Annotated in this window: 29 protein-coding genes and 2 pseudogenes; 1 reads left to right on the forward strand and 30 read right to left on the reverse strand. The window is 38.9% G+C overall.

All coding sequences use genetic code 11. The features are described from left to right. Positions 1-180: 180 nt before the first annotated feature. From M1R56_RS03990 to M1R56_RS04100, 23 genes are all read right to left on the reverse strand, one after another. Complete coding sequence (locus M1R56_RS03990) at positions 181-576, reverse strand: single-stranded DNA-binding protein (protein WP_000282453.1); 396 nt, start codon at positions 574-576, stop codon at positions 181-183. A gap of 74 nt (positions 577-650) precedes the next feature. Continuing rightward, positions 651-1,412, reverse strand: a complete 762-nt coding sequence (locus M1R56_RS03995) for an SDR family NAD(P)-dependent oxidoreductase (RefSeq protein WP_248034688.1) — start codon at positions 1,410-1,412, stop codon at positions 651-653. 29 nt (positions 1,413-1,441) lie between these two features. Further along, positions 1,442-2,068, reverse strand: a complete 627-nt coding sequence (gene ytpR, locus M1R56_RS04000) for a YtpR family tRNA-binding protein (RefSeq protein ID WP_248034689.1) — start codon at positions 2,066-2,068, stop codon at positions 1,442-1,444. 13 nt (positions 2,069-2,081) lie between these two features. Beyond that, positions 2,082-2,399, reverse strand: a complete 318-nt coding sequence (locus tag M1R56_RS04005; protein ID WP_248034690.1) for a thioredoxin family protein — start codon at positions 2,397-2,399, stop codon at positions 2,082-2,084. Continuing rightward, complete coding sequence (locus M1R56_RS04010; protein WP_248034691.1) at positions 2,396-2,686, reverse strand: DUF4651 domain-containing protein; 291 nt, start codon at positions 2,684-2,686, stop codon at positions 2,396-2,398. Before M1R56_RS04010 ends, M1R56_RS04005 begins: the two co-directional genes overlap by 4 nt. Positions 2,687-2,761: 75 nt before the next feature. After that, complete coding sequence (locus tag M1R56_RS04015; RefSeq protein ID WP_248034692.1) at positions 2,762-3,016, reverse strand: DUF1912 family protein; 255 nt, start codon at positions 3,014-3,016, stop codon at positions 2,762-2,764. A 9-nt stretch (positions 3,017-3,025) separates the two neighbouring features. Then, the gene (locus M1R56_RS04020; RefSeq protein ID WP_248034693.1) at positions 3,026-4,360 is read right to left on the reverse strand and encodes a DUF438 domain-containing protein; all 1,335 of its coding nucleotides are present in this window, start codon (positions 4,358-4,360) and stop codon (positions 3,026-3,028) included. Further along, on the reverse strand, positions 4,360-4,593 hold the full coding sequence (locus tag M1R56_RS04025) for a DUF1858 domain-containing protein (protein WP_000368731.1): 234 nt from the start codon (positions 4,591-4,593) through the stop codon (positions 4,360-4,362). Before M1R56_RS04025 ends, M1R56_RS04020 begins: the two co-directional genes overlap by 1 nt. A gap of 321 nt (positions 4,594-4,914) precedes the next feature. Then, a complete protein-coding gene (locus tag M1R56_RS04030) occupies positions 4,915-5,097 on the reverse strand; it encodes a hypothetical protein (RefSeq protein ID WP_248034694.1) in 183 nt (60 codons plus the stop codon). Position 5,098: 1 nt separating this feature from the next. Then, on the reverse strand, positions 5,099-5,878 hold the full coding sequence (locus M1R56_RS04035; protein WP_248034695.1) for an EcsC family protein: 780 nt from the start codon (positions 5,876-5,878) through the stop codon (positions 5,099-5,101). A gap of 128 nt (positions 5,879-6,006) precedes the next feature. Next, the gene (rbfA, locus tag M1R56_RS04040; protein WP_125389399.1) at positions 6,007-6,357 is read right to left on the reverse strand and encodes a 30S ribosome-binding factor RbfA; all 351 of its coding nucleotides are present in this window, start codon (positions 6,355-6,357) and stop codon (positions 6,007-6,009) included. Between the two features lie 168 nt (positions 6,358-6,525). Next, positions 6,526-9,318, reverse strand: a complete 2,793-nt coding sequence (gene infB / locus M1R56_RS04045) for a translation initiation factor IF-2 (RefSeq protein ID WP_248034696.1) — start codon at positions 9,316-9,318, stop codon at positions 6,526-6,528. A gap of 16 nt (positions 9,319-9,334) precedes the next feature. Beyond that, positions 9,335-9,634, reverse strand: coding sequence for a YlxQ-related RNA-binding protein (locus tag M1R56_RS04050; protein ID WP_049530127.1), 300 nt, complete (start codon positions 9,632-9,634; stop codon positions 9,335-9,337). Beyond that, entirely contained in the window at positions 9,627-9,920 is a 294-nt protein-coding gene (locus M1R56_RS04055; RefSeq protein ID WP_125451476.1) for a YlxR family protein, read from the reverse strand. The genes M1R56_RS04050 and M1R56_RS04055 overlap by 8 nt, the downstream gene beginning before the upstream one ends. Before the next feature lie 21 nt (positions 9,921-9,941). Continuing rightward, positions 9,942-11,078 carry a transcription termination factor NusA gene (gene nusA / locus M1R56_RS04060; protein WP_248034697.1) on the reverse strand — a complete coding sequence of 379 codons (1,137 nt, stop codon included), beginning with the start codon at positions 11,076-11,078 and terminating at the stop codon, positions 9,942-9,944. Positions 11,079-11,120: 42 nt separating this feature from the next. Next, positions 11,121-11,600 carry a ribosome maturation factor RimP gene (gene rimP, locus M1R56_RS04065; RefSeq protein WP_075232005.1) on the reverse strand — a complete coding sequence of 160 codons (480 nt, stop codon included), beginning with the start codon at positions 11,598-11,600 and terminating at the stop codon, positions 11,121-11,123. A 243-nt stretch (positions 11,601-11,843) separates the two neighbouring features. Beyond that, on the reverse strand, positions 11,844-13,013 hold the full coding sequence (locus M1R56_RS04070) for a glycoside hydrolase family 3 N-terminal domain-containing protein (protein ID WP_248034698.1): 1,170 nt from the start codon (positions 13,011-13,013) through the stop codon (positions 11,844-11,846). A 177-nt stretch (positions 13,014-13,190) separates the two neighbouring features. Then, positions 13,191-13,826, reverse strand: coding sequence for a tRNA (guanosine(46)-N7)-methyltransferase TrmB (gene trmB / locus M1R56_RS04075; RefSeq protein ID WP_248034699.1), 636 nt, complete (start codon positions 13,824-13,826; stop codon positions 13,191-13,193). Then, positions 13,823-14,617 carry a phosphotransferase family protein gene (locus tag M1R56_RS04080; RefSeq protein ID WP_248034700.1) on the reverse strand — a complete coding sequence of 265 codons (795 nt, stop codon included), beginning with the start codon at positions 14,615-14,617 and terminating at the stop codon, positions 13,823-13,825. Before M1R56_RS04080 ends, trmB begins: the two co-directional genes overlap by 4 nt. Before the next feature lie 161 nt (positions 14,618-14,778). After that, on the reverse strand, positions 14,779-15,324 hold the full coding sequence (locus M1R56_RS04085; protein WP_248034701.1) for a type II CAAX endopeptidase family protein: 546 nt from the start codon (positions 15,322-15,324) through the stop codon (positions 14,779-14,781). A gap of 52 nt (positions 15,325-15,376) precedes the next feature. Then, positions 15,377-16,345: a thioredoxin domain-containing protein gene (locus tag M1R56_RS04090; protein WP_248034702.1), complete on the reverse strand. Its 969-nt coding sequence runs from the start codon at positions 16,343-16,345 to the stop codon at positions 15,377-15,379. A gap of 159 nt (positions 16,346-16,504) precedes the next feature. Next, on the reverse strand, positions 16,505-16,909 hold the full coding sequence (locus M1R56_RS04095; protein WP_206284145.1) for an immunity protein: 405 nt from the start codon (positions 16,907-16,909) through the stop codon (positions 16,505-16,507). Between the two features lie 19 nt (positions 16,910-16,928). Continuing rightward, on the reverse strand, positions 16,929-17,165 hold the full coding sequence (locus tag M1R56_RS04100; protein ID WP_206284146.1) for a Blp family class II bacteriocin: 237 nt from the start codon (positions 17,163-17,165) through the stop codon (positions 16,929-16,931). Positions 17,166-17,493: 328 nt separating this feature from the next. Between M1R56_RS04100 and tnpA (M1R56_RS04105) the strand changes: the two are divergent. Next, positions 17,494-18,008 (forward strand): annotated as a pseudogene (tnpA, locus tag M1R56_RS04105) (IS200/IS605 family transposase). A gap of 148 nt (positions 18,009-18,156) precedes the next feature. On the opposite strand, the gene M1R56_RS04110 reads toward tnpA (M1R56_RS04105), so the two are convergent. From M1R56_RS04110 to M1R56_RS04140, 7 genes and pseudogenes are all read right to left on the reverse strand, one after another. Further along, a complete protein-coding gene (locus M1R56_RS04110; RefSeq protein WP_248034703.1) occupies positions 18,157-18,561 on the reverse strand; it encodes an immunity protein in 405 nt (134 codons plus the stop codon). 28 nt (positions 18,562-18,589) lie between these two features. Next, positions 18,590-18,910: a role in replication gene (locus M1R56_RS04115; protein ID WP_248034704.1), complete on the reverse strand. Its 321-nt coding sequence runs from the start codon at positions 18,908-18,910 to the stop codon at positions 18,590-18,592. 16 nt (positions 18,911-18,926) lie between these two features. Beyond that, positions 18,927-19,145, reverse strand: a complete 219-nt coding sequence (locus M1R56_RS04120) for a ComC/BlpC family peptide pheromone/bacteriocin (RefSeq protein ID WP_248034705.1) — start codon at positions 19,143-19,145, stop codon at positions 18,927-18,929. A 685-nt stretch (positions 19,146-19,830) separates the two neighbouring features. Then, positions 19,831-20,127: a bacteriocin immunity protein gene (locus tag M1R56_RS04125; protein ID WP_248034706.1), complete on the reverse strand. Its 297-nt coding sequence runs from the start codon at positions 20,125-20,127 to the stop codon at positions 19,831-19,833. Beyond that, positions 20,127-20,348, reverse strand: a complete 222-nt coding sequence (locus M1R56_RS04130) for a leucocin A/sakacin P family class II bacteriocin (RefSeq protein WP_248034707.1) — start codon at positions 20,346-20,348, stop codon at positions 20,127-20,129. Before M1R56_RS04130 ends, M1R56_RS04125 begins: the two co-directional genes overlap by 1 nt. 294 nt (positions 20,349-20,642) lie before the next feature. Continuing rightward, positions 20,643-21,158 (reverse strand): annotated as a pseudogene (gene tnpA / locus M1R56_RS04135) (IS200/IS605 family transposase). 205 nt (positions 21,159-21,363) lie between these two features. Beyond that, complete coding sequence (locus tag M1R56_RS04140) at positions 21,364-22,053, reverse strand: CPBP family intramembrane glutamic endopeptidase (protein WP_248034708.1); 690 nt, start codon at positions 22,051-22,053, stop codon at positions 21,364-21,366. Between the last annotated feature and the right edge of the window lie 117 nt (positions 22,054-22,170).

The raw sequence follows: 22,170 nt of genomic DNA on the forward strand, positions 1-22,170 counted from the left end.
CCTTTTCTGAAAATTTTGAATATATATTACTTTATTCTACTACTTTTTCAAAAAAAGTGCTTGATTTTATTGTACAAGTGCATTTATTTGACCTATTTAAGAATTAATTTCCGAACAATAGCACAAAAACAATAGAAAAAGCTGGTCTATAGGCGAACCAGCTCTTCTATTTGATTGATATTAAAATGGAAGTTCCTCTTCTTCCAAGACCAAATCTGCTAAGTCTTGTCCTGCATTATTTTCACGCATAGCACGTTGGGCACGGCTTTCTAAGAGTTGGAAACCTGTACAGAGAACTTCTGTTACATAGTTGGTCTGGCCATTCTTCTCAAACTTACGGGTACGAAGTTCCCCATCCACAGAAATGAGACTACCCTTGCTTCCATAACTAGCCAAGGTTTCAGCCAATTTTCCCCAGACCACAATATTGATGAAGTCTGCTTCACGTTCCCCATTTTGATCTTTATAACGGCGATTCACTGCGATAGTTGCTCGTGCAACAGACTTATCATTGTTGGTTTTGTGCAACTCTGGTGTAGACGTCAAACGTCCGATCATAATAACTTTATTATACATTTTTTCATCCTCCTACTTATCTATTCGAAGGTAAAAGAAAAAAGTTACAAAATTTGTAACTTTTTTAAATAATGTTAATCTCTGTGAATCATAAATCCAGTTGCTTGTTGATTGGCCATGATGGTCATATCTGTAATTTGCACACGACGTGGTTGACTGGTCACATAAACAACGGCATCAGCGATGTCTTGTGCTTGCAAGGCTTCGAGCCCCTGATAGACCGTCGCAGCCCGTGCCTCATCTCCATGGAAACGGACTTTTGAAAAATCAGTCTCTACAATACCAGGCTGAATGGTTGTCACCTTGATATCAGTCGCAATGGTATCAATCCGTAGTCCATCTGAAAAGGTTTTGACTGCAGCCTTGGTTGCTGAATAGACTGCTGCACCAGCGTAAGCGTAAATACCTGCGGTTGAACCCATATTAATGATATGGCCTTGATTTGCAGTCACCATAGAAGGCAAGAGACAACGAGTAACAGCCATCAGGCCCTTGACATTGGTATCCAGCATGGTCAGCATATCCCACTCTTCATAATCCTGATAGAGAGCTAAGCCTAAAGCAAGTCCAGCGTTATTGACCAATATATCAATCTGACCCACAGTTTTTAGAATATCTGAACAGACAGTCTTAACCATGCGCATATCCGTAACATCTAAAGGAAAGGTCCAAACTTTTTGATTTGGAAAGGTTGCCGCAAACTCGTTTTTTAGGACTTCGAGTCTTTCTGTTCGACGTCCCGTAAGAACGATATTCTCACCTTTTTCTAGATAGGCACGCGCAATAGCTTCACCAATACCTGATGTTGCACCTGTTATCACAACATTTTTTGCCATCTTACTTTCTCCTATCTAACTTAACAAATTTAAGCTGTCCAGTGTTTTGCTGGGTCAAATGGAGTTCCAACAACTTGGTCTTCGGACAATTCAATGACACCACGTTTTTGTGGAGCATTTGGCAAATGCAATTCACGAGGACTACACATCATGCCAAAACTCTTTTCACCACGAAGTTCCCCTGGGAAAATGAGATTGCCTTTTGGCATCATAGCTCCTGGAAGAGCTACAATGGTTTTCAAACCAAGACGCGCATTTGGAGCACCTGCCACGATTTGTACTGTTTTGTCATTCCCAACAGCAACTTGACAGATATTGAGGTGGTCACTATCTGGATGCGCAACCATTTCTACAATTTCTCCAACCACAAATTTTGGTTCCTTGTCGTTGATGATTGCTTCAGTAAATCCTTCTTTTTGCAATTCTTGGTTCAAACGTGCTACTTGCTCGTCAGTTAAAAAGATCTGTCCACGATTCTCAATCTCAAATAAGCTAGAAATCTCAAAAATATTCCAAGCGACAGTTTCACCAGTTTCCTTTAGGAATACACGTGCCACATTGCCTTTCCGTTCAACATCTAGTTTGGCATCGCCACTGTTTTTCACGATGACCATAAGGACATCACCGACATATTCTTTGTTATATGTAAAAATCATTCTTTCTTTTCTCCTATTTTAATTCTGCTAAAAAGTCATTTATTTGTGCCTTGGTTTTACGGTCACGATTAACAAAGCGTCCAATCTCCTTGTCCTTATCTAAGACAATTAGACTTGGAATCCCGTATACATCCCATAGTTTTGCAAGTTCCATGTACTCATCTCGGTCTACTCGTATAAAGATAAACTCTGGATTGGTCTCTTCAATCTCTGGCAGAGCTGGATAGATATAGCGACAATCGCCACACCAATCCGCAACAAAAAGGAAGACCTTCTTGCCATCCTGCTCTACTAGATTTGCTAATTCTTCTATACTCTTAGGAGAAATCATAAGACTTCCTCCTCGTAGATGAGATCTTCATCTTCGTAGACAAAGGTATAGTGACGACCATCTTCAAAAATAACACCTCCGACCAAGCGATTCATATCACTTTCGTAAAGCTGTACGTAAAGAGTTGCAATAACTCCCATTTTTGAGAATTCCTCTCGGACTCTACTAGTTAATTCTTCTTGACTTGCCATTAGTTTGTGATCATCAGCTATTTTCTTTGCTCCAAAAGCAAGAGCTCCGAGTCCTATTAAGGCAAGACCTGTCTTAAAAATATTTTTCGTTTTCATGCTAACATTGTAACACAAAAAGGCTCAAGGAACAATGAAAAAGGGAGTCCCACTCCCCTTTCTAATCTCTAAAAATTAATAATTTCTCTCGCCAAACAAACCTTCTGGTAAATCATGGAATTCCTTACCTGCCTTGAAGTTTTCAAATTTACCTAGTAAGAACTGGTAGGCATCCAAGCGACTCTCGTAGCGAATCATGGCATCTTTAGCGCGCTCATCTTGATCTTCTTCATAGACCTTTTGGCTTTCCTTGAGCGCCATATCATTAATCATGATTTGGGTATTAACCCAGGCTTCAAATTCCTTCATAAATTCTTGTTCGTAACTCATTGTCTCTCCTTATTCTATTTCGCGATAGTAATCTGTATCAATCTCACGGTATGGTTGAATGTCCTGAACGTATTCTAGGACTCCTTGAAATTCCCCTGTCTCATCATGAACAGCTGCGTAAGTGACATGGACAAACTTTCCACGTGATTCTGACTTGAACCACATCTCGTACTTGTCTTTTTTTCCCTCACGAAGACCTTGCATAATCGCTTTGACTTTCTCCAAATATTTTGGTGGATGGCATAGTTCGACATTTCGTCCAACCTGAGACGGTGTTCGCTTGAAAATCATTTCATCCGCTGGAGTATTGTCATTATAATACTGGAAAATATCATCCTTATTAACAAAGGTAATCTCCATAGGCAGGTGGTTGAGGATAAGATTCGCCTGTTCAACTGAAAGATAGCCATTTCCAAAAGCATGCTGACTATTTCGGTCCATCACTGCTTCCTTTTCCTTAGGTGTAAAGGTGATAGTAAACTGACCCTCTGGCGTATCAATCACTTGTTGAACCTGTCCATCTACAGTTTCTGACTGACTTGCTTCTTCTACACTTTTCTTCTCAACAAAGCTTTTACGTTCAGGAACCCATTTTTCAGATGGCCGGATAATGGCATAGCCATAAGCATCACTTTCCTCGGCAATCTGAATCCAGTCATCCTGGGTGAAGGATTCGAGCAGAATCATGAGGAGGATGGACTCTTCCTTGAAAATCATACTCTCAAATTCAGTCGCAAAAGCCTCAAAATCTGCCTTTACAATACTAATGGATGCTTCTGGTAGTGACCTAACTGTCCCCAAGGCTTTTTGATAGAGTTCCCTAATCTGGTCATCGACTCCCCACATGACTTTTGGAGGCGAATCATGTCCATAACGTTCCATGATAGGAAAAAAGAGCTCTTCCTTGCGCTGGTAGTGGATATTAAATTGACCAACAAGCCCCATCTGACGCACCAAACCCTTACGCATCTCTGCCAGCATTTCCTCGTCGTCCACAGATTCATAAGTCGAGAGCAATCTACGAACCCGAATCAAGGCAGCACGGAGGGCTAGATTTTCATCCTTAAAGACACGCACAGGGTGACCAGGATGATCGGTGTCCTCAACTTCGACACCCTTAACAGCATTCTTAAAGAGATTGGCATGGACATCACAGAGCTCCATGACATCTTCAAAGGTAACGCCTGAGTCCGAGTTCATCAACTCGTGCTCCATGAGAGAAATCTCGATAGCTGATACACCTGTGAAGGTTGCATCAAAGCGTTCCTGAACGGATTCAGGGGAAGCTCCATTATGCAATTCTAATAAAATATCCCGTAGGATATGAATACGTTCATCTGCCATTAGTCTATTCCAATCACTTCGTAACCATTTGCTTCAAGTGTGCGCACAATCTTATCCATAGGAGTTCCCTCCAGTTTAGACCCCTGTTTGAGCGATACTTTTCGTCCGACTGTATTTCGCATCAAAGGATTTGCAAGAGGTTTAAAACCGAGTTCTACTAGGATATCTAAAACTTCTGGATGCTTGTCCACAACTTCCGCAACAGGAATAGATACATCAATGATATTGTCCATCATAACCTCCATCATATTCTCTAACAGTTTTTTCTTTTTTATTATACCACAAGGGCAAAGATTAAAAAACTAGCAGTAGAAGACTTGCTAGTTTATTTCGTATAATTTCATTATTTCCATTTATATAGACTTTTCCTAGTAAAACCTCAAAGTCTTATCCTTACCATGATCATCAGAGAAGTTTGAAAAACCAATCTATGATCTTGAAAAGAATCTTATAGAACAGTAATTGGAAGGCGAAAGAGATTAGGAACCAGAGTATTTTTATCAGACCAACAATTGGTGTTATAAAAAGAAGAGTAAAGAACCTCCAAAAAGATTTCATTCTTTATCCTCCGGCTTCATCAACCAAGTAGCTGTATCCATAAGCTTATCTACGAGAAATAATTTTCCCAAACTAACGACTATGTTTTCATCTTTTTTTATGGTTTCTGCAACTTTTAAAGCTTGCCTTGTTAGAAGATAATTACCGTAGGTTTTGGCCAGTACTGTTATGATCCCCATGTCAATCTCCTTCTATGATTTCCACTTCTTTTCGGATAGTGGCAACATCTCTTTGATATTGTGCTTCATCGTAGTTAATCAATTTGGACAATTCTTTTTGCAATCTTTCTCCCATGGGTTTCATGGTCGCAAAGGTTAAGCCACCTGATAGAACTCCACCTAAGATAGGAATAACTTTCCCCATCCCCTTAGCCAATCCTCCCTTGGTCAGATTCACTCCAAAGATTTTCAGAACTTTTTCCAAAATTGGATACCAAAGAGTCTTTGTCAAAGCCTTTTTATTCACGATTTTCATCACTTGCTTAGCAACTGTAACACCACCAGAACGAAGGAGAGCTCCCGCACCATTTACTCCCAACATCACTCCCAGATAGAGCAAGAGCGTATTTTTAGCTTCTTCGCTCAGCTCATTTCGTGAAGCCCAGAGATCATCATAGCCGTAAATATAGCCTAGTTCCTGAGCTAGTTTCAGTGAAAATGCGTAAAACTGGGCTACATCTGCTGGTATAGTAACCGCCATGGCAAGACCGCCAGGTAATCCAGCCAAAACAGATGTCCCACTTGCTAGCAAAACATTATCTTTAATACAGGCATTGGCCACTCGATCTAAGGTTTTCTGAGGTAATAAAGCTGTCGGCCCTTCATCCAATAATCTAGGAATATCCTTTGAAGCCACTTCCTTAGAGAATTTGTCCATTAAAAATTTTGACCGGTTCACTTTAACGACAGGAAGTTTTACTACCTGTTGCAACACTTGCATCGCCACATCTTCTTTAGCCATCTCTATCTCCCTGTAATTTTTTTATTATATAATATCATACCATATAAAGCAACAATTATAAAGCGTTTTCATATCATATATTATCTTTCATTTTTCCACACAAAAAAGAGGGTTGCCCCTCTTTCTACTTAGTTTTTATCCAGATTGCGTAGCATCTCGTCAATCTTGTTTCCATACTCTATGGATTCATCTTTGACGAAAGTTAAGTCTGGAATTTTGTACAATTTCAAATTGCGACCCAGTTCACGTTTGATTGTTCCAGTTGCTTTTTCAAGCCCGATTTGAGCTTTTTGGTTATCTGAAGCCAGGTTACTCAAAATAGTGTAGTAAACCTTAGCCATAGATAAGTCCCCTAGCATCTGAACATCAGTGATAGTCACACCTTGGACTCGTGGATCACGGACTTTCTTTTGCAAAATCTCATTGACTTCGCGCTTGATCTCCATGCCCACACGATCCGTACGGAAATGATTTGCCATGCTTTTTTCCTTTCTCTCAATTGAACCAAAAGCTAGGCCAGCAGACCTAGCTTTGTCTAGTAGATAGAGGAACTAGAGCCATTTGAATCTAGGAAACAAGCCTTAGATAGAACTAAGGGTTCATCAAGGCGCTGTTGACAACGAGTCAAATGAGCTATCGTTTCTCTATTATCGTTTGATTTCTTCCATGATATAGGCTTCAATCACATCATCCATCTTAAGATCATTGTAGCCGTCGATCATAAGACCACCTTCACGGCCGTTTGTAACTTCTTTAACGTCATCTTTATAGTGTTTCAAGCTAGCTAGAGCGCCATCGTAAATAACAACACCATCACGGATAACACGGACTTTAGAGTCACGGGTAACTTTACCGCTTGTAACCATGAATCCTCCGATTGTTCCCACTTTAGATACCTTGAAGGTTTCTCGGATGATCGCTTCACCGATAACTTTTTCTTTAAATTCTGGGTCAAGCATCCCTTTCATGGCTTCTTCCATCTCTTCGATCACCTTGTAGATGATGCTGTGGAGACGGATTTCTACATCGTCAGCTTCTGCTTGTTGACGAGCTTGTGGTGTAGGGCGTACGTTGAAACCAACGATAAAGGCATTTGAAGCCTCGGCAAGAGTCACGTCAGATTCGTTGATGGCACCGACAGCTGCATGGACGATAGTAACTTTCACGCCCTCAACATCAATTTTTTGAAGTGAAGCAGAAAGTGCTTCAACAGAACCTTGTACGTCTGCTTTGATAATGACGTTAACTGACTTGAGTTCGCCAGCTTTAAGGGTATCAAAGAGATTTTCAAGGCTGACACGTTGTGTAGCTTGACGTTGCTTCATAAGAGCACGTTTAGCACGTTCTTCACCAGCTGCACGAGCTGATTTTTCATCTTCGTAAACGGCAAAGTGGTCACCCGCCATTGGCGCTTCGTTCAAACCAGTGATCGATACTGGTGTTGATGGTCCTGCAACCTTCACACGACGTCCAAGATCGTTTGTCATGGCACGGACACGTCCGAAGGTATTTCCGACAACGATTGGATCTTGAACGTTCAAAGTACCTTGTTGAACAAGGAGGGTTGCAACCGCACCTTTACCTTTATCCAAACGAGCTTCGATAACAGTACCGATGGCACGAACTGTTGGGTCTGCTTTGAGTTCTTGGATTTCAGCCACAAGAAGGACAGTTTCCAAGAGTTCATCGATATTTTGGTTGAACTTGGCTGAGATTTCTACAAACTCAGAATCTCCACCCCAGGCAGTTGACATAACACCATGTTCAGCCAATTCACCGATAACACGTTCTGGGTTGGCACCTGGTTTATCGATTTTATTGATAGCTACGATGATTGGAACATTAGCTGCTTTTGAGTGGTTGATGGCTTCGATAGTCTGAGGCATAACCCCATCATCTGCCGCTACGACCAAGATAGTAATATCGGTAACAGATGCACCACGCGCACGCATAGATGTAAAGGCCGCATGTCCTGGTGTATCAAGGAAGGTAATCTTCTTGCCATTTTCAACGATTTGGTAGGCACCGATATGCTGAGTGATACCACCGGCTTCACCTGTCGCAACACGAGAGTTACGAAGGGTATCTAGGAGGGTTGTCTTACCATGGTCAACGTGTCCCATGATGGTAACAACTGGTGGACGCTCTACGAGTTCATCTTCATTGAGATAACCATCTTCAGCAAAGAAACGTTCGATATCAGCATTGTCCACTTCAACCTTTTGTTTAGCATCAATACCGTAATCGACCATGAGGAGTTCGATTGTTTCACCGTCTAAGGACTGGTTTTGTGTCGCCATCACGCCCATCATGAAGAGTTTCTTAACAATCTCAGCTGGTTCGCGCTTGATACGTTTTGCAATTTCCGCGACGGTCATACCATCTGTATATTCAAATTCTGTTGGCAATTCATGGAACTTACGCTCTGTAACAGGTTTTGGTGCCTGACTACGGTTGTTTTTGTTATTGCCTTTTTTATTCTTTTTGTTATTGTTCCAGTTACTATTTCTTTGATTTCTCACTTGATTTTGACTACTTCGATTCTTTTGTTGTTTTCTAGGACCATCTTCTTCGTGATCGAAATCATCACGTTCTTTGTCTGGTCGGGCTTGTTTCTTACGACGTGTATCCACTACAGGTTCTTTAGATGCAGGAGCTACTTCAACCACTGGTTGAACTTGCTGTACTTGTTCAGCCAATTTAGCAGCTTCTTCAAAGATTTCCTCAGGTTCCTTGCGTTTATTTGCTTGCGTCAAGGCTTCTTTGGCAGCTTGAGACTGCTTGAAGCGTTCCTCACTTGAACGAGCATATTCTGCATTTTGCTCTGCCTTTAGAGCAGCTGCACGGGCTTTGAAGTCAATGCGTGGTCCTGTTTGATTTGGACGTTTGTCCTCTTGCTTGCGGCGATCATTTCCACGATTTTGCTGACCTTGTTGTTTTTTTCCTTGATCATTAAAGCGACGATTGTCGCGATTGCCTTGACCTTGTTTACCACCATTACGGTTATCATTTTTTTGACGATTTCCATTTTGTTGGTGATCACGGTTATTGCCCTTATTTTGCTTGCGTCGTTCAGCCTGCTCTTTTGCACGAGCTTCACGCTCAGCCTTAAAGTTTCGACTCTGCGGTTTTACTGGCGCCACTCTTTCTTCTTTAGGGGCAACCGCTGCTGCTGGTTTTGCCTCTTCCTTAGCTACAGCTGGTTTAGCTGGCTCAGATTTTTCGGCTTTCTTTTCTGTACTTGCTTTTGGTTCTGCAGGTTTTGCTTCTACTTTCGGAGCAGCAGACTTAAAGCTGGCAGCGATTTTTGCAGCGACAGCTTCTTCCACACTTGATGAGTGGCTTTTTACATCCAAGCCCAACTCTTTTGCACGCGCTACAACTTCCTTACTTTCTTTTCCAAGTTCTTTTGCGATTTCGTACAATCTTTTCTTAGACAAATCATGTCCTCCTCTTCTATTCCATAAGAGACCTCATTTTCTTTGTAAATCCAGCATCTGTCACAGCCAAAACTTTTCTTGATTTTCCGACTGCTATGCTTAATTCCAGTGTTGAAAACACGGTAATAACTTCTACTTGATAATAATGACTTTTATCCTGAATCTTCTTGGTCAGGTTGGGAGCGGCATCATGAGCGAGAAATACCAGCTTTACTTTCTGGTCTTGGATGGCCTTGACCACCATTTCTTCACCCGAGATGATTTTCCCTGCTCTTTGAGCAAGTCCCAAGAGATTGGTAATTTTTTGCTTATTCAAGTCCTAACTCTCTTCTTTTCACTTTGTGATCGACATAGGCAATCAACTCGTCATAAAAGCTTTCTTCAACTTCCATACTAAAGCTGCGGTTAAAGACCTTCTTCTTTTTCGCCTCTAGGGCTTCTTTATTGTCTAGCTTGATATAAGCGCCACGGCCATTGGCCTTGCCTGTCGGATCGATAAAGACTTGTCCTTCCTTGTTCTTGACAATACGGAGCAAATCACGCTTATCAATCACTTCATTGGACACGACAGACTTGCGCAAAGGGATTTTTCTCGTTTTCATCTTTCCCTCCTCTAGCAGCTTTTATTCTTCTACAGTATCGTTTTCTGCTTCCAACTCTACCGAACCAGCTTCTTCCATGGCTTCAAATTCGCTAGCAGACTTGATATCGATACGGTAACCAGTCAAGTGAGCCGCCAAGCGAACGTTTTGCCCACGGCGACCGATGGCAAGAGAAAGCTTGTTATCTGGCACAACGACCAAGGCACGCTTGCTGTCGTTTTCATCAAAGATAACTTGGTCAACTTCAGCAGGAGCGATAGCGTTGTAGATAAATTCAGCTGGATCAGCTACCCATTCGATAACGTCGATGTTTTCTTCGATTGGAATCATACGATCGCTCTTGGCATCGTAGCGAGCCGGGTGGAATTTGCTAGTAATTTTCTTGATGTTAGCACCACCACGTCCAACGATTGTCCCGATAGCATCCACGTTTGGATTGTGGCTACGAACAGCAACCTTGGTACGGTCACCTGCTTCACGAGCTACGCTCATGATTTCAACAGTTCCGTCATAGACCTCAGGAATTTCTTGTTCCATCAAACGTTTAATCATTTCTGGATGGCTACGGCTCACAAAGACGTTCACACCACGAGGATTGTCTTCAACCTTGTAGACATAAACTTCGATACGATCATGAGAAGCAAAAACTTCTCCAGGGATTTGGTCTTGTTTTGACAATTGGGCTTCGATGCTGCCAAGGTTAACATAAATAAAGCGGTTGTCAAAACGTTCTACTGTACCAGACATGATTTCTTGCTCATGCTCTTTGTAGGTGTTGTAGGTAATGGCACGTGTTTGCTTACGCATTTTTTCCATGATAGTTTGTTTGGCAGATTGAGCTGCTACACGACCAAACTCACCTGGTGCTTCTTCAAATTTAATCTTGTCCCCAAGCTCGTAAGCTGAGTTAATGGCAAGAGCATCTTTTAAACTGATTTCCAAACGGCTATCAAATACTTCATCAACAACTTCACGGACAGTATAAACTGTAAAGTCCCCTGTTTTTTCGTTGAAATCAATGGCTACGCTGTCTGATTGACCATAGCGTCTGCGATAGGCTGAACGAAGTGATTCCACCACTGCATCAATGATGTCTTCTTTTTTGATTCCCTTGTCTTCTTCCAAAATGCGGAAGGCCTCTAGCATTTCTTTACTCATCTTCTATTCACTTTTGAATCTTCAAAAGCTTCCTTTCTTTTACTATAATTTTACTGCTAAACGTGCTTTTGACACCAAACTGTATGGGATTTGGACCGTTTTCTTACGTGTCTTGTCCATATATTCCATAGTCAACTCATCCTCTTCAAAGGCTAGCAAGGTTCCTTCAAAGACCTTTTGCTTATCGATGGCTTGGTAAAGTCCAACATGGATGTATTTCCCAACCGCTCCAGCGACTGCTTCCTTGGTTTTCAAAGGACGCTCCAAGCCTGGGCTGGTGATTTCTAGGAAATATTGTTCTGGGAAGGGATCTGGCTTGATAGTATCTAGGACAGGACTGATAATCTCTGTCAAGTCCGCTGTGTCGTTCAAGGTAATTCCCTCTGGTTTATCTACAAAAATACTAAGAATCATGTCACTGCCAATCTTTCCGTACTCGATATCAACGAGTTCAAAGGGAGCTTCAATGACAGGTTCTACGACTTCTTTGACTAATTCTACGATAGTTGCGATTGCGTCCACCTCCTCATAAGCAAGAGGCGAAGATATTTCCTCGCCTCACTTTTTCATATTCTTACTTATAGTATAGCACTTTTGACTACTTATGTAAAGCATAAGCACTCAGAAGGCTTGATTTTAAGCTTTTTCTTGAAATTCTGCACGATTTTATAGAAAGAGATCCATTATGGAAAGATATCAGTTTCTTTACCAAGCAATCTGAATTCCCTACAAATCAACCACCCTCATCAAAACAACAGATCCTTTTCAATCTTTCACCTCTTTTGACTGTGAAATTCCTAATAACCCCAAATCATATTTCCATGATAAAATGCGTCTCACAGATTCATCAATACGATCTTCTGTCAGCTCCCCAGAGGAGACTTTCTTTAATAAATAGGGAATCTGAGTCTGGTATGAAGACCCTAGAATTAAGTCATTTCCGGCTAGAATCACTTGGAAAGCAGCTTCATCCTGATTAACAAAATCAGCTAATCCTGCCATATCTAGATCATCCGTCATAATGACACCTTTAAAATTCAGTTCCTTGCGAAGAATTTCATTGATTTTGGGTGAGATAGAAGACGGAACTGTATCAATTTTAGTCAGGATGTTGTGAGATACTAAAACACTATCTGCACCAGCATCTATGCCAGCTTGAAAGGGGAGAAAATCTGCTTGTCTTAATTCATCCAGAGAACGGTTGTCTTGGATAATAGCAGTATGACTATCTCCATTATCACCATATCCAGGAAAATGCTTCAAGGTTGACCCAACTTTGTTTTTTTGAAGTTCTGTTACAACCTGCCCAACATAACTTGCAGTTGTTTGGGCATCTTGTCCAATGGTTCGATCATAGATAAAGGCTGATGGATCCCTTGCAAGATCCGCAACGGGAAAAAGTCCAGCATTGATGCCAACTGATTTTAGCACCTCTGCCTTCTGCCTAGTATCAGAAAGGACTGCCTCCAATCCCCCTTGATGATAAAGTGTCATAGGAGCTTGGAAAGGAGTATCCAAAATCGAACTGATACGAGTCACAGTTCCACCTTCCTCATCTGAACCAATTAATAAAGGAATCTTTGAAGTGGCTTGGTAGCGACTTGTTAAAGCATTGATATCCTCTAGGGTTTGTCCTTGAAAATCTCGTCCAAATAAGAGATATCCTCCAAAATGATAGGATTGAAGGTCTTCTATCTGATGATTGGAAGGAACCCTAGCCCAAAATAACTGGCCTACTTTTTCTTCCAAAGTCATCCTGACTAATCTATCTTCAACAACCTTATTCTTTTCTATTTCACTAGGTTGAGTAGTTTTCTCAGTTTTTTCTACTTGCGACTCCACTTGTTTATGATGTTGATAGTCGGACAAAATTAAACCACCTATCACAAGGAAAAAGAAAAGATAGACTACAATCGGTTTTATTCTTCTTCTCATAACTCCTTCATTATACCACTTATCTGGTTGCAAGTATACAGTTACCAAAATCTCGAATGAACTAACAGCAAACTAAAAGAGCTTAGCCCCGTGCAATAGAGAACTAAACCCTTGGAAAAATTATATATCTAACTTTTTTGGTTATGATAAAATTTTTGATTGATATATTTTTTTACATTAAAACTGAGCCTCAACTCGGTAGATAACTTGACCCTTACTTGAGAATTTTTGCTCATATTCTGTCATGACATTGCCTTCAAAGTCGCTGGCGTGCAAGTCCAACCAAACGCCATTGAGCTTCATGCCATATTGAGAAAAACTCACTAGGCTATATTCAAACAAGCCACGGTTATCTGTCTTGAAATGAATCTCACCGTGTTCAGGCAAGATACGCTTGAAGGTATCCAAGAAACTCTTATAGGTTAAACGACGCTTTTCATGGCGCTTTTTAGGCCACGGATCTGAAAAGTTTAGGTACAAGCGATCAATCTCACCATCTTCAAAATAGTCGGTCAAATCAGAACCATCAACCCACAACAACTTAATATTGGGTACAGAAACTTCCAAGACCTTGTCCAAGGCATAACTCAAAACAGACTTTTGAATATCAATCCCGATATAGTTGATATTAGGGTTTTGCTTGGCCATACCTGACACAAAGGCTCCCTTACCACTACCAACCTCAACATGGATAGGATTGTCATTTCCAAAGAGGTCTCGCCATTTTCCTTTGGCTTCTAAAGGATTTAAGACAACATACTGAGGATTAGCCTCTAGTAATTCTGTTGCCCCTTTACGATTTCTAACTCTCATCTCTTCTTTCCATACTTGTCACGGAAGATACGCAAGGCATAAATCTCCCGATTGACATTTTCTAGATCTTCATTTGTATAATATTTGGCAATCTGGCTCAAGAAGGATAACTGAGCATACCAAAATAGTTTGTTGATGACTGTTTGGTTGTATTTGTAACCGTAATAAGTCAACCACTCTTTCCACTGATAGTCTGGAATATAGTGACATAGCATATGCGCTACATCAAACATGCGATCCGTTAAACGAACGGAATCCCAATCCACTAAATAAATAAGACCGCTCTCTGTCTCAATCCAATTACTATGTCGTACATCTCCATGAACGATCGTTGCATAATCTTCCCTAAAGTTTGGCAAGCTTCCTCGCAAATCCTCTACTACCATTCTTAGATATTGATTGTTCTTCAAGGATTCTGGAGCATCTTTTAACCAAGCCTGAAGCAAGTCTAAAGGTGTTTCTAAAGAATAGCCCAAACGAGTCAATTGCGTCATCAAAGGACGCGAACGATGCAAGCGGCTCAAAATATTGATAATCTGCTTGCGATTCATATCATAAGGGGTCAAAATTTTACCATTCAACCATTCTTGGGCACACATATCACGCCCATCCGATAAACGGCGAGTCCATAATAATTGAGGAGCGATTTGTTCCTTGGCTAAACCAGGTAGGATTGGAGAGGTGTTCATTTTAATAAAGACGCGCTTCCCATCAGGGTAGCTTCCCATATAAGCTTTTCCGCTTTTCCCAGGTATAGGGGTCAGCGTTAGCTCAATATCACCCAAGTCCATTTCTTTCCTCCGTATAAAGTTTCCTTACTATTCTACTAGTTTTTAGGCTATTCGTCAACCAGTCCAGACCCGATTCTAAAATAAAAGCCTCTGGGGTGGTTTGGGTTATCATTATAGAAAGAAAAAGGTAAGTACAATCTCCTTCTTACCTTTCATGATTTTTATAAATAAAATAAGAGTGGCCAACTGTTGTAAAACATGTGGACTAGAGTAGAAACCCATAGATTTTGACTCTTTTTATAAGCAAAGCCCAGTAACAAGCCCCCAAGTAGATAAAAAATAAACGAAGGGACATTAGAAGGTCCATGCATGAAAGAAAAGAGAGAGGAAGTTAGCACAAGCCCTAACCAAGAATTTTCAAATATAGCCCCCTGAAGAAGTCCCCTGAAAATGAGTTCCTCCAAGTGTTGAACTCCTGCGCCAGAAGAAACAGCGAAGAAACGAATATAAACTAGCGTCTCAAGCACACTTAGAAGAAAGGTTACAATGAACAGCAAAAGTTGTTTCTTGCTTAATATCCCAAAAGAAATCATTTCAAACTTTCTAGCATAAGCAACACTCAGCGAGGTTACTAGAAGACTTACAATAATCAGTGCAGGTTCATTTTGAAAAAAATCTCCATGGTTAATCGTATAAGGAACTGTAATGACGATTATTAGTACTAAAAATCCAAAACATAAGGCATGAAATTTATTAAAAATAGTCATAAGCACAACCTCTCTCCTTTAAAAGTCGATCAAAATAAGGAGGCAAAAATTTTTATTTATGAACTCTTTGTTTCCACTTGATCATACCTGAAGTAATTAAGAGTGCAACAGCTATACGCAATAGATTGTAACTTTCTTCCTCTCCTGTATTAGGCAGTAATTGTTTGCTCAAATGAATGGTTTGGGAGGCAGAATCATTCCCCTTAACTTCGGATAAAGAAGTTTGTAACTTATCAGTATTTTCAGAGATTGTCTTAGATGTATCTCCTCGCTTATTCTTATCTGTCATTACCAAATCTTCAGGCTGAACAGTTATAGTGTTAGAAGGAGGAATATTATTCTTCAATGGTTCTCTACTATCACTATTATTAGTTAAATTTTCCTTTGAATTCTCCACCTCTCCTGTTTTATCATCACGGACACTTTCTGTTACTGTATCCTCAGAAGATGCTACTGTTTCCGTTTGCTTAGGTGAGTTTCTCGAGTACATATAATCATAAACCTGTTGTGCAGTTGCTCCGCCACCAACCCATCCAGATATCGGACGTCCGTTTCTTAAATACAAAATTGTTGGTGTTCCTGGAATACCGACTTTTTTAAATAGAAACTCTCTCGCTTCCCCGTCAAAATCTTTACCATCCAAATCATAATATTCTAACTTCTTTTCAATTAAGTTATTAAATTCTTTCAATTCAGGAGAAAATTGACGACAATGAGAACAAGTTTTTCTACCAAAATATATAGTATGTTCCAATTGATCCTCTGTAAAAGATTGACGAACGGCTTCAATATCTATCTTTTTAAATTCCGCAACATTCTGCTCATACTCTTCGGGAGTTACAACGGAAGGTTTATGCTCAACATTTTCCGTACCCGATTGCAGATCTGGTGCCACAACAGAACTATCATTAGGCTGGATAGAGGAAGAAGTAGTCTGTTCTTCTGCATATGCAACACCTGTAGTAATAGATGCAAATACAAGTGGTACAAGTAATAGTGATTTTATCTTTTGTTTCTTCATAAGAATACTCCTTTACATTTGATATATTTATCTTACCTTATTTAAGATTACAAATTCATCTAAATCTTAAATGGTCATCAAAACATCTTGAATTGCAAAAACTTCATTAAAAAAGGTAAGCATTTTGAAAACACTTACCCTTTTATACTTTATTAACCTCTACTTTTTATAATACTTCAACCCCCAAATGAGCAAAAGCATGATAATCAAGCATAGAACCACACCAATATAGGCGATTATTTGTTGGTAGGCTTCTGCTGCTGTGATACCTCTATACAGACAAATAATAGACATAAAGCCTGTCAAGCCGATGAACATGAGTTGATTGGTTCTAGGACTAACCAAATCATCATCTTCAAACTCTCTTATCCTCATTTCCCTAGTGAGATAAACAGTAGCCAAAATAGAAGCCAAGTTAATAACTACTAAAAGAAATTGGAAAACTACGGAAAAATTTAAAAACTGACGAGATAGAAATAGATAAGTAGAAACAACCAAAGGTATCTGTCCGAACAACAACCTCACTAAGAAAACATTGCGTTTTGTTGCAAATATTTTTTTCATTACTATCTCCTTTCCCATGCTAACAGGTAAGCGCACCGCCAATTCCACCTAGTACAGCACCAATTGCACCTGTTCCTATAGCGTATGGCCCAAGTAGAAATGTTGAGCCATAAGTTGTAGCGTAGCCTTCCATCGCACCGTATGCAACCCCCGCTGCACAGCTAATTGTTCTTCCCCAATCAATATCTCCACCTTCAACGCAAGCAAGCATATCAGCATCCATAATCTCAAATTGTGACATCATTTTTGTATTCATGACAAATACTCCTTTTTATTTTTAATTTTTGTCTTGTTGCAACTTTGACAAGTTTAGTATAACATTGTTTTTTTAAATTTTTCACCCGAATCTTGAATTGTCATCGAAACATCTTGAATTGCAAAAACTTCATTATAAAAGGGTAAGTATTTCGAAAACACTTACCCCTTTATACTTCATTATGTGACTTTCAGTCTGTCTCGCACCTCACGGAGCGAGACAAAAAAACACCCGCTATGTAGGTGCGCGTCGAAGGTTATACCCCAAAAACTCCAAATGCGATACAATAAAGGTGTTCAAGCCAATTGTAAAGCGAAAGGAGAAAACCATGGTACAAAAGTCTCATAGTTTATCACACACAAAGTGGCACTGTAAGTATCACATTGTGTTCACCCCTAAGTATAGACGAAAAGTGATCTATAATCAATATCGAAGTAGTTTGAGAGAAATATTCCATAGATTATGTAATTATAAAGGTGTTGAGATTATCGAGGGTCACTTAATGCCAGACCATGTACATATGTTAGTCAGTAATCCACCGAGTATAAGTGTTTCAAGTTTCATGGGGTATTAAAAGATAAAAGTGCACTCATGATGTATGACAAACACGCTAATCTCAAGTACAAGTTTGGGAATCGTCATTTTTGAGCGGAAGGTTATTATGTGAGTACGGTTGGACTCAATGAAGCCACAATTAAGAAATATATTCAAGATTAAAGAAATTATCCAGTGGATGATTTCTTCACGAGTATGAAAATTTGAGAACGAGTAAAGCATGATATAGCACTAGATAAATTGAGTGTAAAAGAATATGAGGATCCCTTTAGGGATAGTGGTAAGTAATACCTAAGCCTCTTTAAGAGGCAAGTGACGAGTCAGGAGCAATAGGGCTTGAACAACGTGAAAGCCAGCGTCTTTAGGCGCTGGCTGGTAATTTGGGCTTATAGCCCTGGTACAAACCACCCGTTTAACGGGTGGTTATGATTAAGCTCTACTTTTTATAATACTTCAAGCCCCAAATGAGTAAAAGCATAATAATCAAGCAGAGAATAGCTCCAATATAGGCGATTAGTTGTTGGTAGGATTCTACTGCTGTGATACCTCTATACAAACAGATAATAGTCATAAAACATGTCAATCCTACGAACATTAGTTGATTGGCTCTAGGACTTACCAAATCATCATCTTCAAACTTTCTCACTCTCATTTCTCTAGTGAGGTAAACAATCACCAAAATAGAAGCCAAGTTAACAACCACTAAAAGCAATTGAAAAACTAAGGAAAAATGTAAAAACTGACGAGAGAGAAATAAATAAGTAGAGATCAGTACAGGCAACTGACCTAGGAACAATCTCGTTAGAAATATGTTGCGTTTTTTAGCAAATATTTTTTTCAATGATATCTCCATTATAATTAAATGATATCTAATCATTTTCTAAAATTTGATAACTTTTGTGAAATGTTTTAGCAGAAACAACTCTATGATTTGTAATATCTAGATAATCACCTGGATAACCAAGAACATACATACCATAACCAGCGAATCCTCCTCCAACTGTTCCAACTAGACCAAACTTGATATTAGTTGTGAGAGAAGTATTAAGAGCCGCCATAAGAATGCGCACATGATTATCCAACCAAACCATATAATTTTTTTGAAAAGCTTCTTCTACCCAACTTGGTTTAGGGGTTGCTTGACCAATTTCCCAAACATCAACAATTTGATTCCCATGTTTTGCCTTCATAGCTTCAATCCTTTTTTTAAATACCATTACATGAGTTTGGAGTTCCCCCTATACCATAAGGACTACATGGTTTCGAAGGATGTCTAATAGGCCACTTACCATTTAATTGATCCAAAGTTGGAGACGGTGCTAGTCCACCCAATAAACCAGAAAGCATATCTCCGAAACCTCCTTCAACTTTCGCAAGCATTTCAGTATCCATGACCTCTAATTGTAACATCATTTTTGTATTCATGATGAATACTTCTTTTTTTATTTTCAATTTTTTACCAAAGTCTTAAATTCAATAAACAAATAGAATTATTTTTAATAATATATTTTTGATTTTCTTAACAAAGTATAGACGTCTACTATCTTCTTAAAAGTAGCAGTACTTATTTTTAAGTCTAAGATTTCAATAATCCTGAGTATCTAAAATATCTTAATTTTCACTGCTCTCCTTGCAATAAAAAGTTTTACTATATTATTTATTATCTTGCAGAAAAAATATTAGTAAATTAATCGTTTGTAGTTAAGTTTTTTTATTTCCTACAAATCCATCAACTAAGCAAAACATCAACAATTATATAAACTATTGATAATATAATCAAAATTTTGCTAACTATCTTATTCTCATCATTCTTAGATAGCTTTGATATTTTGTAAGTAAGCAAATAAGACAGTAAATTAATAGCGATAATAATACTATATTTAAGAATCATAATCTTACAAATTCGAGTTATTCAGTATCCATAATCTCAAATTGTTCCATCATTTTTGTATTCATGATAAATACTCCTTGTTTATTTTTAATTTTTTTCCTGTTGCAACCATGATAAATTTAGTACAACACTGTTTTAATTTTCTCACTCAAATTCAGAGTTACAATAAAAATATTAGAAATACATAAACTATAATTAACATATCACCTATACTATATCCTAGTATCCATATCTAATATTAGATAATTCTCTTAATTTTTTTATCTGATTAGACTGAATTTCAGATAAATGTAGCGCATTTTCAATTAATACATTTGAAATTTCAATGTTCATTCGACTAAGGGTATAAGGAATCGATATACTTCCTTTCTTTAATTCACATTCGTAAGAAATCAATATATCTTTCAAAGGGAGGAGTTGAGAATCACATTTTATATTTTGAATAAGTTCTTCTAATATGATGATAGCTTCACGGCGTCTTTCAATCCCACCAGAAAACCACTTTAACCCTCTCATTATAGAGGTCCACCCGAATTCCAACCTGCATTCCCACCTGAAAATCCATTAACAATAGAATTAGTAAGAATTTTATTTATAGCTTCAGGCCAGTTTACCCAGCAACCTTTAGAGTTATCACAATATAAACCATTACCGTAATATATTGTTTTTCCTCCTACTTTACTCGCAAGCATCTCAGTATCCATAATCTCAAATTGTTCCATCGTTTTTGTATTCATGGTAAATACTCCTTGTTTATTTTTAATTTTTGTCCTGTTGCAACTTTGACAAGTTTAGTATATCACTGTTTATTAAATTTTTTCATCCAAATCTTGAATTGTCATCGAAACGTCTTGAATTACTCAAAGAGCACCATCTTCCCAATCAACTAATCATGACCACCCGTCAAACGGGTGGTTTGTACCAGGGCTATAAGCCCAGATAACTAGCCCGCGCCTAAAGACGCTGGCTTTCACGTTGTTCAAGCCTTATTGCTCTTGACTCGTCACTTGCCTCTTAAAGAGGCGTGAGTATTACCTACTACTATCCCTAAAGGGATTCTCATATTCTTTCACACTTAATTTATCTAGTGCTATATCATGTTTTACTCGTTCTCAAATTTTCATACTCGTGAAGAAATCATCCACTGGATAATTTCTTTAATCTTGAATATATTTCTTAATTGTGGCTTCATTAAGCCCTACTGTACTCACATAATAACCTTCTGCCCAAAAATGCCGATTCCCAAACTTGTACTTGAGATTGGCGTGTTTGTCAAACATCATGAGTGCACTTTTGCCTTTTAAATAACCCATGAAACTTGAAACACTTATCCTTGGTGGAATACTTACTAACATATGTACATGATCAGGCATTAAGTGTCCTTCGATAATCTCAACACCTTTATAACTACATAATCGGTGGAATATTTCTCCCAAACTACTTCGATATTGATTATAAATGATTTTTCGTCTATACTTAGGGGTGAACACAATGTGATATTTACACATCCACTTTGTGTGTGATAAACTATGTGCCTTTTGTGCCATATTTTTCTCCTTTCGCTTTACAATTGGCTTGAACACCTTTATTGTATCGCGTTTGGAGTTTTTTGGTATAACCTTCGACGCGCACCCGCATAGCGGGTGGTTTATTTGTCTCGCACCTAACGGAGCGAGACGGACTGAAAGTCACATAATAAGAAGTGAATAATATTAAATTCCATTATTCACTTCTTAAAATCGATAATTATTTTTACCCAAATACCCTGTGTAAAAAAGTCAGCAAAAATGGTAATGTCGCTACAATATTATTAATCACATGCACAGCATAGGATAGATAAATGCTCTTTGTATAGCGGGTAAAACCAGCAAAGATGATGCCAAATGTTGCAAAGACGAAGATATCTAACAGACTAGGCAGGCTTGAAAAATGAGGGAGAGCAAATAAAATGGACGAAAAAAGCAAATCAAGACCAAATCTCGAATGCTTAAAGAAGGCGTGTTGAAGTAAACCCCTATAAATCAACTCTTCCATCAGTGGAGTCAGAAAAAACAAGGTTACATAGATACCTAGCTCAGCAAAGTTGGTCCCACTATAACCGATCAATACGACCCAACCTTCCGCAATTGACTGAACATGTTTAGCTGTCTGAACGTTAAAAGAGATCTGGAGTACTACCACTAATACTGTCAAAATCGAATACCAAAGCCATTTTTTTCTTGGAATGAGAAAGAGATAACCATGGCCTGTCTTAACCAGAATCCAAATCATGACTCCGCTAAATAGCAAACTCAAGATATTTTGAATCCAGACGAAATTGCCAATCTGGTAAGAAAATCGCCAATAGTTTTGGACAATAAGCGTCAGCTGAGAAAGACCAAATACGAAAAATAGGTAAGAAAAGACTGCACTCATTTTGAATAGAAGTTGATACTTTTTCATTTGAACTCTCCTTGGTAAACTCAAGACATCTCTAATATAAGCTATATTTTCCTAAATCCTTACTCCAAATCCTAAATGGTGCTTAAGATTTCCTAAATGGTTAAATAAGACAAGAAA

The organism is Streptococcus sp. oral taxon 431 (assembly GCF_023115445.1).
Classification (GTDB): Bacteria; Bacillota; Bacilli; order Lactobacillales; family Streptococcaceae; genus Streptococcus.

Coding starts and splice junctions, on each gene's coding strand:
- M1R56_RS04010 (WP_248034691.1), bottom strand. CDS start 2,686: ATGAAAACGAAAAATATTTTTAAGACAGGTCTTGCCTTAATAGGACTC.
- ytpR (WP_248034689.1), bottom strand. CDS start 2,068: ATGATTTTTACATATAACAAAGAATATGTCGGTGATGTCCTTATGGTC.
- M1R56_RS04090 (WP_248034702.1), bottom strand. CDS start 16,345: ATGAAGAAACAAAAGATAAAATCACTATTACTTGTACCACTTGTATTT.
- M1R56_RS04140 (WP_248034708.1), bottom strand. CDS start 22,053: ATGAAAAAGTATCAACTTCTATTCAAAATGAGTGCAGTCTTTTCTTAC.
- trmB (WP_248034699.1), bottom strand. CDS start 13,826: ATGAGAGTTAGAAATCGTAAAGGGGCAACAGAATTACTAGAGGCTAAT.
- M1R56_RS04055 (WP_125451476.1), bottom strand. CDS start 9,920: ATGAAAACGAGAAAAATCCCTTTGCGCAAGTCTGTCGTGTCCAATGAA.
- nusA (WP_248034697.1), bottom strand. CDS start 11,078: ATGAGTAAAGAAATGCTAGAGGCCTTCCGCATTTTGGAAGAAGACAAG.
- M1R56_RS04070 (WP_248034698.1), bottom strand. CDS start 13,013: ATGAGAAGAAGAATAAAACCGATTGTAGTCTATCTTTTCTTTTTCCTT.
- M1R56_RS03990 (WP_000282453.1), bottom strand. CDS start 576: ATGTATAATAAAGTTATTATGATCGGACGTTTGACGTCTACACCAGAG.
- M1R56_RS04100 (WP_206284146.1), bottom strand. CDS start 17,165: ATGAATACAAAAATGATGTCACAATTTGAGATTATGGATGCTGATATG.
- M1R56_RS04015 (WP_248034692.1), bottom strand. CDS start 3,016: ATGAGTTACGAACAAGAATTTATGAAGGAATTTGAAGCCTGGGTTAAT.
- M1R56_RS04120 (WP_248034705.1), bottom strand. CDS start 19,145: ATGAATACAAAAATGATGTTACAATTAGAGGTCATGGATACTGAAATG.
- M1R56_RS03995 (WP_248034688.1), bottom strand. CDS start 1,412: ATGGCAAAAAATGTTGTGATAACAGGTGCAACATCAGGTATTGGTGAA.
- M1R56_RS04030 (WP_248034694.1), bottom strand. CDS start 5,097: ATGGGGATCATAACAGTACTGGCCAAAACCTACGGTAATTATCTTCTA.
- M1R56_RS04095 (WP_206284145.1), bottom strand. CDS start 16,909: ATGAAAAAAATATTTGCAACAAAACGCAATGTTTTCTTAGTGAGGTTG.
- M1R56_RS04085 (WP_248034701.1), bottom strand. CDS start 15,324: ATGACTATTTTTAATAAATTTCATGCCTTATGTTTTGGATTTTTAGTA.
- M1R56_RS04035 (WP_248034695.1), bottom strand. CDS start 5,878: ATGGCTAAAGAAGATGTGGCGATGCAAGTGTTGCAACAGGTAGTAAAA.
- M1R56_RS04020 (WP_248034693.1), bottom strand. CDS start 4,360: ATGGCAGATGAACGTATTCATATCCTACGGGATATTTTATTAGAATTG.
- M1R56_RS04005 (WP_248034690.1), bottom strand. CDS start 2,399: ATGATTTCTCCTAAGAGTATAGAAGAATTAGCAAATCTAGTAGAGCAG.
- M1R56_RS04115 (WP_248034704.1), bottom strand. CDS start 18,910: ATGAAGGCAAAACATGGGAATCAAATTGTTGATGTTTGGGAAATTGGT.
- M1R56_RS04130 (WP_248034707.1), bottom strand. CDS start 20,348: ATGAATACAAAAACGATGGAACAATTTGAGATTATGGATACTGAGATG.
- M1R56_RS04125 (WP_248034706.1), bottom strand. CDS start 20,127: ATGAGAGGGTTAAAGTGGTTTTCTGGTGGGATTGAAAGACGCCGTGAA.
- rbfA (WP_125389399.1), bottom strand. CDS start 6,357: ATGGCAAATCATTTCCGTACGGATCGTGTGGGCATGGAGATCAAGCGC.
- M1R56_RS04080 (WP_248034700.1), bottom strand. CDS start 14,617: ATGGACTTGGGTGATATTGAGCTAACGCTGACCCCTATACCTGGGAAA.
- M1R56_RS04025 (WP_000368731.1), bottom strand. CDS start 4,593: ATGGACAATATCATTGATGTATCTATTCCTGTTGCGGAAGTTGTGGAC.